14 protein-coding genes are annotated in these 14240 nt (G+C 74.6%); 3 read left to right on the top strand and 11 right to left on the bottom strand.

Annotated elements, in window-relative coordinates; all coding sequences use genetic code 11:
• Positions 1-9: 9 nt before the first annotated feature.
• Positions 10-954 (bottom strand): 1,4-dihydroxy-2-naphthoyl-CoA synthase, encoded by a 945-nt coding sequence (locus F4692_RS06385; RefSeq protein ID WP_179618739.1) that lies wholly within the window; start codon positions 952-954, stop codon positions 10-12.
• A gap of 61 nt (positions 955-1015) precedes the next feature.
• Here F4692_RS06385 and F4692_RS06380 point away from each other — a divergent pair, with 61 nt between their 5' ends.
• A complete protein-coding gene (locus tag F4692_RS06380) occupies positions 1016-1456 on the top strand; it encodes a nitroreductase family deazaflavin-dependent oxidoreductase (RefSeq protein WP_179618738.1) in 441 nt (146 codons plus the stop codon).
• Between the two features lie 27 nt (positions 1457-1483).
• Here F4692_RS06380 and csrA read toward each other — a convergent pair whose 3' ends face one another.
• From csrA to F4692_RS21025, 7 genes are all read right to left on the bottom strand, one after another.
• Positions 1484-1660, bottom strand: a complete 177-nt coding sequence (gene csrA / locus F4692_RS06375) for a carbon storage regulator CsrA (RefSeq protein WP_179618737.1) — start codon at positions 1658-1660, stop codon at positions 1484-1486.
• Positions 1661-1669: 9 nt separating this feature from the next.
• The gene (locus F4692_RS06370; RefSeq protein ID WP_179618736.1) at positions 1670-1942 is read right to left on the bottom strand and encodes a hypothetical protein; all 273 of its coding nucleotides are present in this window, start codon (positions 1940-1942) and stop codon (positions 1670-1672) included.
• A gap of 49 nt (positions 1943-1991) precedes the next feature.
• On the bottom strand, positions 1992-2600 hold the full coding sequence (locus tag F4692_RS06365) for an ACT domain-containing protein (protein ID WP_179618735.1): 609 nt from the start codon (positions 2598-2600) through the stop codon (positions 1992-1994).
• A gap of 9 nt (positions 2601-2609) precedes the next feature.
• Positions 2610-4388: an exodeoxyribonuclease V subunit alpha gene (recD, locus tag F4692_RS06360; protein ID WP_179618734.1), complete on the bottom strand. Its 1779-nt coding sequence runs from the start codon at positions 4386-4388 to the stop codon at positions 2610-2612.
• On the bottom strand, positions 4385-7732 hold the full coding sequence (locus F4692_RS06355) for a UvrD-helicase domain-containing protein (RefSeq protein WP_179618733.1): 3348 nt from the start codon (positions 7730-7732) through the stop codon (positions 4385-4387). Before F4692_RS06355 ends, recD begins: the two co-directional genes overlap by 4 nt.
• Entirely contained in the window at positions 7732-11088 is a 3357-nt protein-coding gene (recC, locus tag F4692_RS06350; protein WP_179618732.1) for an exodeoxyribonuclease V subunit gamma, read from the bottom strand. Before recC ends, F4692_RS06355 begins: the two co-directional genes overlap by 1 nt.
• Before the next feature lie 65 nt (positions 11089-11153).
• Complete coding sequence (locus F4692_RS21025; protein WP_257029518.1) at positions 11154-11288, bottom strand: hypothetical protein; 135 nt, start codon at positions 11286-11288, stop codon at positions 11154-11156.
• A gap of 47 nt (positions 11289-11335) precedes the next feature.
• Between F4692_RS21025 and F4692_RS06345 the strand changes: the two genes are divergently transcribed.
• Positions 11336-12514: a hypothetical protein gene (locus F4692_RS06345; protein ID WP_179618731.1), complete on the top strand. Its 1179-nt coding sequence runs from the start codon at positions 11336-11338 to the stop codon at positions 12512-12514.
• Here the strand turns inward: F4692_RS06345 and F4692_RS06340 are convergent, their stop codons facing one another.
• Positions 12515-12688: a CsbD family protein gene (locus F4692_RS06340; protein WP_179618730.1), complete on the bottom strand. Its 174-nt coding sequence runs from the start codon at positions 12686-12688 to the stop codon at positions 12515-12517.
• An 83-nt stretch (positions 12689-12771) separates the two neighbouring features.
• Positions 12772-12951, bottom strand: coding sequence for a hypothetical protein (locus F4692_RS06335; RefSeq protein WP_179618729.1), 180 nt, complete (start codon positions 12949-12951; stop codon positions 12772-12774).
• 108 nt (positions 12952-13059) lie between these two features.
• On the opposite strand from F4692_RS06335, the gene F4692_RS06330 reads away from it, so the two are divergent.
• Positions 13060-13968, top strand: a complete 909-nt coding sequence (locus tag F4692_RS06330) for a DICT sensory domain-containing protein (RefSeq protein ID WP_179618728.1) — start codon at positions 13060-13062, stop codon at positions 13966-13968.
• Here the strand turns inward: F4692_RS06330 and F4692_RS06325 are convergent.
• A complete protein-coding gene (locus tag F4692_RS06325; protein WP_179618727.1) occupies positions 13943-14218 on the bottom strand; it encodes a DUF7218 family protein in 276 nt (91 codons plus the stop codon). The genes F4692_RS06330 and F4692_RS06325 overlap by 26 nt on opposite strands.
• Positions 14219-14240 lie beyond the last annotated feature (22 nt).

Genomic DNA, 14240 nt, shown 5'->3' with positions numbered 1-14240 from the left:
GCGGCGGTCTCAGTAGTACCAGGGGAAGGGCGACCAGTCCGGGTCGCGCTTCTCGAGGAACTGGTCGCGGCCCTCCTGGGCCTCGTCGGTCATGTACGCCAGCCGCGTCGCCTCACCGGCGAAGAGCTGTTGCCCGACGAGCCCGTCGTCGAGGAGGTTGAAGGAGTACTTGAGCATCCGCTGCGCGGTCGGGGACTTGCCGTTGATCTTCCGGCCCCAGTCGAGGGCGACCTTCTCGAGGTCGGCGTGGTCGACGACCCGGTTGACCGCGCCCATGCGGTGCATCTCCTCGGCGTCGTACTCGTCGGCGAGGAAGAAGATCTCGCGGGCGAACTTCTGCCCGACCTGGCGCGCGAGGTAGGCCGAGCCGTAGCCGCCGTCGAACGAGCCGACGTCGGCGTCGGTCTGCTTGAACCGGGCGTGCTCACGGCTGGCGAGGGTCAGGTCGGCGACGACGTGCAGGCTGTGCCCGCCGCCGGCCGCCCAGCCGGGGACGACGCAGATGACGACCTTGGGCATGAAGCGGATGAGCCGCTGGCACTCCAGGATGTGCAGCCGCGCCAGCTTGGCCCGGTCGATCGGGCTGGGCTCCTCGCCGCCGGTGTCGCCCGCGCCGGCCGCCACGTCCTCGTACTGGTAGCCGGCCCGCCCGCGGATGCGCTGGTCGCCGCCGGAGCAGAAGGACCACTTCCCGTTCTTGGGGCTGGGGCCGTTGCCGGTCAGGATCACGCAGCCCACGTCGGCGGACGTACGCGCGTGGTCGAGCGTCCGCAGCAGCTCGTCGACGGTGTGGGGGCGGAAGGCGTTGAGCACGTCGGGGCGGTCGAAGGCGATCCGGACGGTGCCGTGCTCGCGCGCGCGGTGGTAGGTGAGGTCGGTCAGGTCCTCGAAGCCGGGCACGACGTCCCAGGCCTCGCTGTCGAAGATCTCGCTGACTCCGTCGATCGCGCTCATGAACCGGGAGGCTACCGAGCGGGCGCTGGAAGATCGCCGCTGCCCGTGGTGTTGTGGGGGCATGGCACTGACAGGCGAGTACGTCCCGAGCAAGTCCGAGTGGGTCCGCAACCAGGTGGCGGAGTACGAGGCCAGCAACGGCGCGCGGGCCAACACGCTGCCCGGCACGAGCTACCCCATCGTCGTGATCACGTCGGTGGGTGCGAAGTCCGGCAACCTCCGCAAGAACCCGGTCATGCGGGTCGAGCGCGACGGCGCCTACCTCGCGGTCGCCTCGAAGGGAGGCGCACCGGAGAACCCCGAGTGGTACTACAACTTCGTCGCCCACCCCGAGGTCGAGCTGCAGGACGGGGCCGAGGCCCACACCTACACCGCCCGCGTCCTCGAGGGCGAGGAGCGCGCGGACTGGTGGCAGCACGCCGTCGCGACCTGGGGCACCTACGCGGAGTACCAGGAGAAGACCGACCGCGAGATCCCGATCTTCCTGCTCGAGCGCGCCTGAGCCCGGCCGGCCGCGGGCCGGGGCGTCTCAGGCGTCCGGCTCGGCCGGCTCCGGGCGGTCGACGAGCTCGTCGCGGTGCACGGAGATCGACCGTGGGGCATCGATGCCGATGCGGACGACGTCTCCTCGCACCTCGAGCACCGAGACGGTGATGTCGTCCCCGATGACCACGCTCTCACCCTGCCGACGGCTCACGACCAGCATGGCGACACGCTACCGGGCGTCGTGCTCCGCGTCATGGACCGCGGCATCGGGCGCCTGCTCGTCGAGGGACTGGCGGTGGGCGACGCAGCCGCGCATGAACCTCGGCCACGGCGGCACGGCGATGTCGGGCTCGACGCGCTCCGGGAGCGTGGCCCACAGGTCGGGGTGGTGCCAGCAGAGGTCGTGGCCCGAGGTGTCGCGGTGCGCGCGCACGGCGGTGCGGAGACGGAGCACCTCCGCGACCAGCTGGTCGCGGCTCATCGCGTCGAGGTCGTCGTCCATCGGTCCAGTGTGCGCCGCCGCGCGCCGGGCCGGAACCGCGTGACGGGCCTCAGCTGCGGCTGATGGTGATCGCGAGGCCCACGAGGTGCTCGAGGCGGGCCAGCTCGGAGTCGAGGAACTCCGGGCCGCCCCGGCGGCCCATCAGCAGGACGTCGTCGCCGAACGGCGCGGCGCACTCGACGTAGACCTCGTCGCCCGGCAGCCGGGTCGGCGCGGGCACCGAGGTGACGGTGAAGTCCTCCGGGGAGGCGTCGGTCGCGTGGACCACCCCGGCGCGGCCGTCGGCGCCGGCGCGCACCCGCGCCGCCCAGTCGACGCGGAAGGAGATCGGGAGGAGGTCGACGAGCCGGTCCAGCGCGGTCCCCGGGTCCTCGGTGAGGGACTCGACGACCTCGAGGTCGAGGAAGAGGTTGCCGCCTGCGGCGTAGCGGTTGATCCACAGCACGCTGACCCCGTCGAGCACGCTGCATGCCGAGACGACGGAGTCGGGCATCGTGCCGGGGGACATCTCCAGCAGCACGTCGTCGACGGCGTACCCGTCGCGCTTCTCGACGATCTCGATCGCGTCGATGTCACCGCCGGCCTCACCGATCGCGCTCGCGACGCGACCCAGCGACCCGGGGACGTCCGGGAGCTCGACGCGCATGAGGTAGGGCATGGGGCGAGGCTAGCCGGGATCTGTGTCGGTCACGTTTCGAGCATCCGACAGCCGGGCACGCAGCCCGCTCGCCCGCAGGGCCTGGCGGGCGATCGCGGACCGGACCGCCGACTCCGACCCGATCACCCGCACCTTGCGCTGGGCGCGCGTGACGGCGGTGTAGAAGAGCTCGCGGGTCAGCAGGCGGGAGTCCTCGTCGGGGAGCAGGACGGTCACCTCGTCGGCCTGGCTGCCCTGCGACTTGTGGATCGTCATCGCGTGCATCGTCTCGACGTCCCCGAGCCGGGACGGCGCGAACTCCTGGAACCCGACGCCCGTCGCGATCGCGGCCCGCGGGCCCGCCGCGCCGGAGACGACCACGCCGGTGTCGCCGTTGTAGATGCCCAGCGAGTAGTCGTTGGACTGCACCAGGAGCGGGCGCCCGAGGTAGGCGGCGTCGAGCACCGAGACCCCGGTCTCCGCGGTGAACCACTGCTCGATGCGGCGGTTCCAGTGGCGTACGCCGAACGGCCCGTCGCGGTGGGCGCAGAGCAGTCGGTGCCGGTCGAGCGCGGCGAGCGCGCGGGTGGGGTCGCCGGCGGCCGCGGCGTCGTGGACCGCGAGCGCGTGGGGCAGGACGGCGGACCTGATGGTCCCGGCGGGGTCGCCCTCGGACACCCACTCGACCGCGTCGCCGCCGGTGCGCAGGGCGGCGATCGCGGCGTCGCCGTCGCCGAGCCGGAGCGCCTCGGCGAGCCGGCCGATGTCCTCGCCGTAGCGGTGGGCGGTCCGCAGGGCCGCGACCGGGGTGTCGTCGCGGTGCTCGTAGCCGCGGACGAGGTCGGTGAGCACGGCGCCCGCGTCGACCGAGGTGAGCTGGTCGGGGTCGCCCACGAGGACCAGGCGCGCCTCGGGGCGCACGGCCTCGAGCAGCCGCGCCATCATCGTGAGCGAGACCATCGAGGCCTCGTCGACGACGACGAGGTCGTGGGGCAGGCGGTTGCCGCGGTGGTGGCGGAACCGCGTGCTGTTGCCGGGGTGCTGGCGCAGCAGCCGGTGCAGGGTCATCGCGGTCACGCCCTCGAGGCGGGACCGGTCGCCCGGAGCGAACCGGGTCGCGGAGTCGCGCACGGACTGCTCGAGCCGCGCCGCCGCCTTGCCGGTGGGGGCCGCAAGCGCGATCCGCAGGCCGCGGCCCTGCGCCTCGGCCTGCTCGACGAGGACGGCGAGGAGGCCGGCGACGGCGGTGGTCTTGCCGGTGCCGGGACCGCCGGTGATGACGGTCGTCGCCCGGGTGGCCGCGCGGCGGCACGCGGCGCGCTGCTCCGCGGAGGCCGCGTCGGGGAAGACCCGGTCGAGGGCGGAGTCGAGCAGCGCGGCGTCGACGAGGTGGGTCACGGCCGCGCGCTCGTGGAGGTCGCCCAGCACCTGGGTCTCCTGCTCGTGGTAGCGGTCGAGGTAGAGCAGCCCGTGCTCGACGTGCACGAGGCCGGCGCCCACCGCGGGGCTCCCGGTCACCGCGCGGGCCCAGTCGGCAGGCGCGGGCCACGGCACATCGACGTCGGGGAGGGAGCCGGGCACGGCGGCCAGGTCGAGGCAGACCGACCCGTGCCGCACGGCCCGCACGGACAGCGCGATCGCCAGGAGCACCGACTCGTCCCGCTCACCGGCGAGGCCGCCCAGGGTCGTCGCGACGTGGACGTCGGCGGCGGTCAGGACGCCGGCGGCGTTGAAGGTGCCGAGCAGGCCGGTCGCCGAGAGGGCGAGGTCGCGGTCGTGGGCGTCCACGGGCTCGAAGGTGTCGTTCATCGCGCGCCCACCCCCGGACGTACGCCGTCGAGCAGGTCGGACAGCTCCTCCACCAGCGCCACCGGCGGACGCCAGGAGAACACCCCGCACGGCCCGCCGTCGACGACGGGGGTCTCCGGGCCGCACATGCCGCGGAGGTAGAGGTAGAGCACGCCGCCGAGGTGCGTGGCGGGGTCGTAGCCGGGCAGCCGCCACCGCAGGAAGCGGTGCAGCACGACGGTGTAGAGGAGGGCCTGGAGCGGGTAGTCGGAGTGCGCCATCGCCTCGTCGAGCATCTCGGGCCGGTAGTCGTGGGCGGTCAGCGGCTGGTCGACCGGGCCCAGCCAGTTGGTCTTGTAGTCGACGGTCAGGAAGCGCTCGGCGCCGTCCACGTCGAGCCGGAGCACGACGTCGATCGAGCCGGTGAGGTAGCCGCGGAGGGACTGGGCGGCGAGGTCGGGGTCGTCGTCGAGGGCGTCGGCGTAGACGCGGACCGCGTCGCCCTCCGGCAGGTGGCGCCGCAGCAGCGGCGCCAGGTCGCCGAGGCGTACGTCGTCGGCACCGACGCCGGTGTCGCCACCCGCCAGCGGCACCTCGAAGTCGAGCTCGCGGAGCCGGTCGGGCAGCCCCAGGGACAGCAGGGTGCGGTCTGCCGCGAGCGGGCCGAGCGGGCTGCTGCACACGGCGACGAGCGCGTCCGCGAGCTCGCCCGGGTCGAGGTCGACCGGCCACCACACGAGCTGCTCCTCGACGAGCCGCAGCAGCTCGGCGCGGAAGTCGTCGGCCGCCGGGTCGGCGTGCTCGAGCACGGCGTGGACCAGCGAGCCGAAGGTGGCGCCGACGGGGAGGTCGGCCATGGGCGACGGCACGGACGCGGCCGAGGCCGCCACACCGCCGTCGCCCTCGTCGGCGACGAGGAGCAGGTCGTCGGCGGCGACGGCGGAGTCCTGGTCGGGCACCACCTCGGGCTCGGACAGCGCGGCGGCGGCGTGGGCCGCGCTCGACGCCGACAGCGAGGAGTAGGAGGTGCGACGCCACGTCGTGTCGACCGCGCGCGTGAACGACCGGACGCCGAGGCGGGCGGTCGAGCGCTCGAGCGGCGTCGGGTCGGGAGGGGTGAGGACGGCCGGCTCGACGCTTGGGCCTCCGGCGTCCTGCCACGCGGCGAGGATCGTCATCAGCCGGTCCTCGTCGACGAGCGCCTGCGCGTCCGGGACGGGGGCCATCCCCGGCCGGCGTCCGAAGAGCATCCGGTGGAGGGGCGAGTCGGGGGTGTTGCGGTCGGCCGCGGCGTACCACGCGACGACCTGCGACTGCGCCCGCGTCATCGCGACGTAGAGCAGCCGCAGCGACTCGCCGGCGTCCTCGCGCCAGTGACGGCGCAGCGCCTCGCGGTGGTGCGGGCTCGGCCCGCCGACGTCGCGGCAGCGTCGTCCCCGGTCGTCGTGGAAGAGCGGCACGACGGGGTCGCGGCCGGTGTAGCGGTTCCACAGGGTGGGGAGGTAGACCACCGGCCACTGCAGGCCCTTGCTGCCGTGGATGGTGACGAGCTGGACGGCCTCGGCGTCGGAGTCGAGGCGGCGGGTGCGCTCGGAGGCGACCTCGAGCTTGTCGTCGGCGACCTGCTCGCGCAGCCACGCGAGCAGCCCGACGAGGCCGAGCCGCTCCTCGGTGGCGACCCGGAGCAACGACTCCCCGACGTGGCGCAGGTCGGTGAGGGTGCGCTCCCCGCCGACCCGGGCGAGCACCCGCGCGGTGAGCCCGTCGACGGCCGCCGACTCGACCACGGCGGCGACCCCTCGCTGGGTGAACACGTCGGCCAGGGTGCGGACGCGGGCGGCCAGGTCGTCGGTCAGCGCGTCGCCGCCGGCGTCGAGGGAGGCGGCGCTGTGGCCGAAGAACGACGTCAGCGCGGCCGCGCGGACCCGGTCGGCGCGGTGCGGCTGCTCGAGCGCCTCCAGCAGGGTGACCCACTCGCCGGCCGCCGGGGTGTGGAAGACCGAGCCGCCGGCGTTGACGACCGAGGGCACCCCGACCTCGGCGAGCGCGTGCTGCACCGCCTCGAGCTCGTTGCGCCGGGCGGCGAGCACGGCGACGTCACCCGGCTGCAGGGGTCGGCCGTCGAACGTCGGCGCCGACTCGATCAGGCGCTTGATGTCGTGGGCGGTGTCGGTGATGACGTGGTCGCGCCACACCGCGACCGGGGGCTTCGACCGGGGCCCCTTGCCGAGCTCGGTGCGCCGCACCACGCGGAGGCGGAACGGCGCCCCGGCGCCCACCAGCCGCGAGTCGGCGAGGTGGGCGTCGACCGGGTGGACGACGATGCGCTCGTCGCCGAGCTGGGCACCCTCGAGCACCGCGTGGACCGACCGCAGGAGCGGACGGTCCGAGCGCCAGTTGACCCCGAGCGTCTGGGTGGTGGACGCGGTCTCGGCGGCCTGGAGGTAGGTGACGACGTCGCCCCCGCGGAAGGCGTAGATCGCCTGCTTGGGGTCGCCGATGAGCACCATGGTGGTCGTGGCGGAGAACGCGCGCTGGAACACCTGCCACTGGACCGGGTCGGTGTCCTGGAACTCGTCGATGAGGACGAGCTTCCAGCGGTGCTGCATGCGGCGGCGTGCGGCCGCGGTGGTCTCCTCCAGCGCGTCGGCGAGCTGGCTCAGCAGGTCGTCGTAGCTGAGGATCCCGAGGCGGCGCTTGCGACGGTCGACCTCGTCGAGCACCTGGCTGGCGAAGCGCACACGCATCGCCGCCGTCGAGTCCGGCGCGTCGGTGAGCACGTCTGAAGGCTCGACCACCGCCCGCGGGTCGCCGACCACGGACCGCGCGAGCTCGAGGGCGGCGGCGCGCGACCACGGAGGCGACTCCTCCTGGGCGAAGGTCGCGAGGTAGAGGTCGTCCACGGTCTCGGCGGTCAGCTGCTCGAGGTCCTCGACGAGGGTGGCCGAGGCGTCGGTGTCGCCCGCCACCCCGAGGCTGCGCAGCACGAGCTGGCAGAACTGGTGGATGGTCGCGATCGTCGCGGCGTCGAAGGACACGAGCGCGGTGGTGAGTCGCTCGCGGCGCAGCGCGCGTCCTGCGTCGTCGGTGTCGAGGAGCCAGTCGTGCAGGCGGTTGGCGGGGTCGCGGGGGAACGTGCCCGCGAGCACCTGGCCGGCCTCGTCGAGCTGGCGGCGCACGCGCTCGCGCAGCTCCTGGCTCGCGGCGCGGGTGAAGGTGACCACCAGCATCTCGTCGAGCGGCGAGCCCAGTGCGACCTGCTTGGTCACCAGCGCGGCGATCGTCCAGGTCTTGCCGGTGCCGGCGCTCGCCTCGAGCAGGGTGGTGCCGGGCGCCAGGTCGGCGGCGATGTCGAAGACGTCCATCACAGCCCCCTGACCTGCTCGTGGCCGCCGTCGATCAGCGGCCCCCACAGCCGCCACGCGAAGTGGCCCAGCCGGTGCGGGCCCTCCTCGCCGGGGCGGGTGGGCGCGGTGAGCACGTCGAGGTCGGCGTGCTCGCCGAACGCGCGCACGTGCCAGACGTCGGCGTCCTCCTTGGGGAACCCCGCGTCGTTGAAGCGGGGCGTCTCCCACTCGGCGCGGGCCTTGGCGTCGGGGTCGCCGTCGCTGCCGGCCCGCACCCGGCGCAGCTCCTCGGCCCATGCCAGGGAGGTCCGCACGGGCAGCGGCAGCGGCTCGCGCTGCCCGAGGTCGTAGAGGGCGACGAGGTCGCGCAGCCAGTCCTGCGCCTCGTGCTGCGCGAGCGGGGCGACCTGCTGGACCTGTCCGCCCGAGCGGTGCTTGCCGATGGTGTGGACCGTCCAGTTCTCGTCGGGCAGCCCGGCCCCGAGGGCGAGCGCGTCGAGCCAGGAGGCGAGCCGGTGCTTGGCGCCGAGGTTGGAGAACGACACCGACACCGCGTTGTTGCCCCAGACGTCGCTCACCGTCCCTGAGAGGCGCCGGCCGCCGCCCAGGTCGATGTCGACGTCGAGCGTGCGGTGCGGGCCGCGACGCAGGCCTTGCGCGGCCTCGACGAGGGGGCGGGCGTGGGTGACGACGTCGGTGAGCACGCCGACGCCGAGCCTGCCGGGCGGGAGGGTGCCGGCGAGCTGCTCGGCCACCATCGCCGCCTGGGGGTCGGCCCCGGACATCACGTTGCTCACGATGCGGTCGCCGACGGCCCACTTCTCCAGGGCGTCGAGCGTGATCGGGATGGCGTCCTTGACCTCGTCGGCGTCGTAGGGCCGCGCGATCCGCAGGCGCCGGAAGAAGCCGCGGACCGGGTGGGCGAGGAAGTCGTGCAGGTCGGCCAGCGACACGTCGCCCGGGACGGGGTCGGGTGCGGGGAGGGGGTCCGGCACCAGGACGCGGACGGGTGCCCGCTCCGAGCGCGCCGCGCTGGCGCCGGCGAGGGCGAAGCGGTCGAAGGTGAACGGCCCGCCGTCGCGCAGGCGACCGGCCACGAAGTTGGCCTCGTCGAACGGCTGGAGGGGGTGCTGGGTGAGGACGTGGTCGCGCACGGGGCTCGCAGCGGTGCGGTCGAGCGCGTCGAGCAGCTCACCCAGCGGGACCGCGGGCGGCCGCTCGGCGCCGGTGTGCTCGCCGCGGCCGGTGTAGGTGATGACGAGCTTGTCGGTGGCGGCGACGATCGCGTCGAGGAAGAGCTGACGGTCCTCGGCGCGGACGTCGCGCTCGCCGGTGCGGGGCCGGCGGGCCAGCACGTCGTCACCGTCGACGGTGGAGACGCGGGGGAAGACGCCGTCGTCGAGCCCGACCAGGCACACGACGCGGTGCGGCACCGAGCGCATCGGGACCATGGTGCAGACGGTGAGGGTGCCGGTGCGGAAGTTGGAGCGCGTCGGCCGCCCGCGCAGCCGCTGCTGCAGCAGCGCCCGCACGTCGGCCTGGCGCAGCACCGTGCCGGTGTCGGCGGCGCCGGCTGCGATCCGTGACACCTCGCGGTCGAACTGCGCGACCTGCCACACCTCGGTCAGCGGCGTGGAGGTCAACCGGTGCACCGCCAGCGACACCGCGGTCGTCCAGTCGGCGACGGTGCGCGCCCGCTCGGCGCTGTCGACGAAGGAGTGGACCCGCTCGACCATCTCGGCGAAGCGGCCCACGAGGTCGAGGTCGCCGTCGCTGACGTCGTCGACCGGGACCGTGCCCGAGACCTGGCGGTGGTCCAGGCCCGACATCGCCGCCCCGAGCAGGACCCGCCGCAGCCCGGTGACCCACGTGTTGGCCTCCAGCCCGTCGAGCCCGAAGGTGCCGCGGTGCTCGGCGTCGTAGCCCCAGCGGATGCCGCTCTCCTGCACCCAGTGGGAGATGCGCTCGAGCTCGTCGTCGCCGAACCCGAACCGCGCCCGCACCGGGTCGGCGCCGGCGATGTCGAGCACCTGGCTCGCCGTCATCCGGCCCCGGACCAGCTCGACGAGCTGGGCAGCGAGCGCGAGCAGCGGGTTGGTGGCGGCGAGCGACCGGTCGGCGAGGCGCACGCGCAGCTGGTGGCCGGGGTGCCCGGCCCCCTCGCCCGCGACGTCGGCCATGCCGAAGGCGGCGGAGATGAGGGGGGCGTAGGCCTCGATGTCGGGGACCATCACGAGGATGTCGCGCGGCTCGAGCGTGGGGTCGTCCTCGAGCAGGCCGACCAGCACCTCGCGCAGGACGTCGACCTGGCGCGCCGCGCCGTGGCAGGCGTGCACCTGGACCGAGTCGTCGAGGCGGGCGCGGGCGGAGCGTCCGGCGGCGTCGGGCGCGCGGTTGGCACGCAGGTCGGCCTGCAGCCAGCCCAGCAGCGTGTCGGGGGCGGTCGGCCCGGACCCGGCGGGCTCGGTCGGCACGTCACCGAGCGTGCGTCGCAGCTCGCGGGCGTCGCGACCGAGGGAGCCGAGGAGCTGGTGGCCGACGACGTGGGCCGAGCGGTCCGCCGCGCGGGGCACCTGCCCCTCCCCGGCGTACGGTGCGAGCGCCTCCCACAGGGCGGTCGAGGCCTGCGGGAGCCAGAGGTGGACGTCGCGCAGCTCGGCGAGCGCGGTGAGCAGCGAGACCTCGGTCTCGGGCAGGCGGGTGTGGCCGAAGAGGGAGAGCCGCGACGGCAGGTCGAGGCCGCCCAGCCCGGTGCCGCCGGTGCGCAGCCGCTCGAGCGTCGTCGCGTGCCGCACGTCGGGGGGCGGGTGGCCCACCGAGTCCAGCAGCCGGCGCCACAGCGCGGCCTGCCACGCGAGGTCGTCGTCGAGCGCGCCGCCCGCGCCGTCGGTGTCGCGTCCCTCGCGCCAGTCGGTCAGCAGCGCGGGACGCTGCACGGCGTAGGAGGCGAACAGCCCCGCCAGCCGTCGCGCGACGGCGTAGCGACGGGCGCTCCGCTCGTCGGCGGGATCGCCCCCGCCGAGGTGGTCGGTCAGGTCCTCGAAGCCGGGCGCTCCCATGACCTCGTCGACGACCCGGAGCAGCGGCCACGCCAGGCGGTCGGGACTCCACGGGTCCTCCGCGTCGCGGTCGAGGAGCATCGAGACGAGCGAGTGCGGCGTGACGAAGTCGACGCCTGCGCACACGCCGTCGCCACCCCGGGCGCCGACGCCGAGCCGGTGGGAGAGCCGCTGGGTCAGCCAGCGCTCGACGCCGCGCGCGGGCACGACCACGACCTCGCGGGCGAAGGGGTCGGGAAGGGGGGTGACCAGCAGGTCCGCCAGGCCGTCGGCGAGCGCGTCGGTGCGCTCGGCGGTGTGGAGGTGGAGGGTCACGCGCTCACCCTATGAGCGGCGACCGACACCCGTGGCCGCGCGGCGCGCGGGACGGGGAGAAGTCGTCAGCGCGACAGCAGGTAGACCACCAGCAGGGCCGTCAGGGCGAGCAGCAGCCCGACGACCGCGCCGGTGACCAGCAACGGTCGGCCGCTCTGGTTCGTGGGGTCGACCTTGTCGGGATCGTGTCCGGAGGTCATGCAGGGACGTACCCCCGTGGGAGGCCGTCATGCGCGAGGATCGCTCCGTGCCCCGCCGCCGCCACCTCCTCGCCGCAGCAGCGGGTCTCCTCGTGCTCGCCGGGTGCGACGCCGCGGCGCCCGAGCCCGACCCCGACCCGGTGCGCGTGACCTGGGTCGAGCGGTCCCTGCCCGCGCCTCCCGGGGCTCCCGGCCGCTCGGTCGTCCGCGACGCGACACAGTGCGGCGACGGCTGGTGGGTCGCCGGCGCCGTGTTCCTCGACCGGCCGACGGAGACCCGCGACACCCGCCCGGCGCTGTGGTTCTCCGCGGACCGGACCACGTGGGAGTCGGTGCCGGTCGACGCACGGACCTACTGGGGGCGGCGTGCGATCCTCGGCTCGATCGCCTGCTCGCGCGGGCGCATCGCGGTCGTCGGGGCGCGCTCCGGCGGGGCGCACGGCAACCCGCGGGTGACGACGTTCCGCATCGACCACGGCACGCTCGTCGACGTCCGCGCCACGTTCGTGCAGTACGGCGGGGTCACCGCGACCAACGTCGGGCCCATCGCCGGCGGGCCGGAGGGCTGGCTCATCACCGGCAACCGCATCTCCGGCCCGGGCGTGTGGGTCACCGACGACCCGCGCGAGTTCACCCGCGTCGAGGGCGAGCCCGGGCTGACCGACGACGGTGACCTCGAGGCCCTCGCGCAGGGCGCCGGGTGGGCCGGCGACGAGTGGGTGGTGGTGGGCGCCGGCGCCCGCACCGGGGAGCACGTCAACCCGGACCCCCTGGCGTGGACCTCGCCCGACGGCCTCCGCTGGACGCGGGAGGAGATGCCCGGCGCCGACGGCGCGCAGGACGTGCACCGCGTCGTCTCGTCGGAGGACGGACGGCTGGTCGCGGTCGGTCGCGACCGCGGTGCGTTCGCCGCGTGGGTGCGCGACGACGACGGCTGGGCCGAGCCCGTGAACTTCGGCCGGATCGCGGAGGAGTGGCGCGGGGCGCCGTACGTCGCGTCCCTGGCCCTCACCCCGGCCGGCGTGCTCGCCACGCTCAGCACCGGGGACCACTACGAGCTCTGGCAGAGCGACGACGCGCGCGCGTGGCGACGCGTCGACGTCCCCCTCGAACCGCAGACCGCCGGCGACCACACGCTGGTGGTCGCCGGCGGCGACGAGCTGCTGGCGGTGGCCGACGCCGGGGACGGCGGCCACGTGTGGACGGGCGAACCCGTCGCGGGCTGATCAGCCCTTGAAGACGTCCTTGATCTTCTCGCCGGCCTGCTTGAGGTTGGCGCCGGCCTGGTCGGACTTCCCCTCGGCCTCGAGCTTCTCGTCGTCGGTGGCCTTGCCGGTGGCCTCCTTGGCCTTGCCCTTGAGCTCATCGGCCTTGTTGTCGAACTTGTCGTCGAGTCCCATGTCTGTTCCTCTCGTGTCGCGTCGATCGGTCTGCTTCGAACCTGCCACGGCGGTGGTGACCCACCACACCCGTGCGGGTGGGGTCAGGAACGCAACGACCGGGGCGGGGTCGAGGACTCGCCGCTGCCGAGACGGGCGCGCTCCGGCGGGGGCGCCTGGTGCTCGACCTCCTCCGCGCGAGCCGCGTCGGCGCGCCAGATGAAGAAGCACCCCACGACGGCGACGAGGATCGCGACGGTGCTGATGAGGATCACGCTGCCCATGACTGCTCCAGGTGTGTGGGAGGACGGATGTCAAAACCTCTACACTCATGTATAAGTTACTTCAGCGCATTGCACAAGGGTTGGACAGATGCATCCGAGGGAGGGTCCATGACCGGCACATCCACCAGCTCGTCGACCGGCTCGTCGACCGGCACGTCGGGCGAGGGAGTGAGCATCGGTGTCCTGGCGGCACGCACGGGCCTCACTCCGGCGGTGCTGCGCACCTGGGAGAACCGGTTCGGCTTCCCGGCCGGCCAGCGCACGGCCACCGGGCACCGGCGCTTCGACGACGACGACGTGGAGCGGGTGCGCCAGGTCGTGGCGGCGCGCGAGGCCGGCGTGTCGCTCCAGGCCGCGATCGACTCCGTGCTGAGCCGTACGTCGCGCCGCGGTCGCTCGTCGGTGCACGCCGTCCTCGGGGCCCGCTTCCCCGAGCTCCGGCCGCACCGGATGAGCCGCCGGTCGCTGGTGGCGCTGTCGCACGCGGTCGAGGACGAGGCGCTCGCCCGCGCGGACCGTCCCCTCGTCCTCGGTGCCTTCCAGGAGGGCCACCGCTACGCCCACTCCCGTCCGCGGTGGGACGAGCTGGCGCGTACCGCCTCGTGGGCCGCGGTGGTGGCCGACTTCGGCGACGACGCGGACGTCGCGGCACGCCCGGCTCGCTGCCAGCTCCCGGAGGACTCCGAGCTGCGCCGCGAGTGGACAGTGGTCGCCCTCGGTCACGACCACGCCGCGGTGGTGTCGGCGTGGGAGGTCCCTGCGCCGACGGGTGGCCGGCCCGTCTTCGAGTCCGTGGTCAGCACGCACCGCCCGGCCGTCGTGGCCGCCGCGCGGGTGCTGACCGACGTGGCCACCGACGCGGGGGCCACGCTGCCGGCCGAGGCGGCGGCGCTGCTCGACGCTCCCGGGGTGCCGACGCCGGCCACCGACGCCGACCGCCTCTGGTGGCGGGCCCTGACGCGCCTCGACGTGCCGGACGCGGACCTCGGGGTCAGTGGTTCCGCAGGGCGTCGATGAGCTCGCTCTTGGTCATCGTGGAGCGGCCCTCGATGTCGAGCTCGGCCGCGCGCTTGCGCAGCTCGTCGACCGTGCGGTCCTCGTAGTCCTCGGCGCCGCCGCCCCGCCTGCCGACCTTCGACCGCCCCTGGGCGGCGGCCGCGTTGGCGATCCGCGCGGCCTTCTCCTTGCTCGCGCCGTCGTCGCGCAGCGCCTCGTAGACCTCGGCGTCCTTGACCGACGGTCCCGGATCCCTCTTCTTCGCAGGCATGTCGTCCACGGTGCCACCGGCC

This window comes from Nocardioides cavernae (genome assembly GCF_013410035.1).
GTDB lineage: Bacteria > Actinomycetota > Actinomycetes > Propionibacteriales > Nocardioidaceae > Nocardioides > Nocardioides cavernae_A.
This window is presented reverse-complemented; position numbering and strand designations above follow the sequence as displayed.

Bases quoted from the DNA above. Each gene is read 5' to 3' on its own strand.
- F4692_RS06385 (WP_179618739.1), bottom strand. From the start codon at position 954: ATGAGCGCGATCGACGGAGTCAGCGAGATCTTCGACAGCGAGGCCTGG.
- F4692_RS06380 (WP_179618738.1), top strand. From the start codon at position 1,016: ATGGCACTGACAGGCGAGTACGTCCCGAGCAAGTCCGAGTGGGTCCGC.
- csrA (WP_179618737.1), bottom strand. From the start codon at position 1,660: ATGCTGGTCGTGAGCCGTCGGCAGGGTGAGAGCGTGGTCATCGGGGAC.
- F4692_RS06370 (WP_179618736.1), bottom strand. From the start codon at position 1,942: ATGGACGACGACCTCGACGCGATGAGCCGCGACCAGCTGGTCGCGGAG.
- F4692_RS06365 (WP_179618735.1), bottom strand. From the start codon at position 2,600: ATGCCCTACCTCATGCGCGTCGAGCTCCCGGACGTCCCCGGGTCGCTG.
- recD (WP_179618734.1), bottom strand. From the start codon at position 4,388: ATGAACGACACCTTCGAGCCCGTGGACGCCCACGACCGCGACCTCGCC.
- F4692_RS06355 (WP_179618733.1), bottom strand. From the start codon at position 7,732: ATGGACGTCTTCGACATCGCCGCCGACCTGGCGCCCGGCACCACCCTG.
- F4692_RS21025 (WP_257029518.1), bottom strand. From the start codon at position 11,288: ATGACCTCCGGACACGATCCCGACAAGGTCGACCCCACGAACCAGAGC.
- F4692_RS06340 (WP_179618730.1), bottom strand. From the start codon at position 12,688: ATGGGACTCGACGACAAGTTCGACAACAAGGCCGATGAGCTCAAGGGC.
- F4692_RS06335 (WP_179618729.1), bottom strand. From the start codon at position 12,951: ATGGGCAGCGTGATCCTCATCAGCACCGTCGCGATCCTCGTCGCCGTC.
- F4692_RS06330 (WP_179618728.1), top strand. From the start codon at position 13,060: ATGACCGGCACATCCACCAGCTCGTCGACCGGCTCGTCGACCGGCACG.
- F4692_RS06325 (WP_179618727.1), bottom strand. From the start codon at position 14,218: ATGCCTGCGAAGAAGAGGGATCCGGGACCGTCGGTCAAGGACGCCGAG.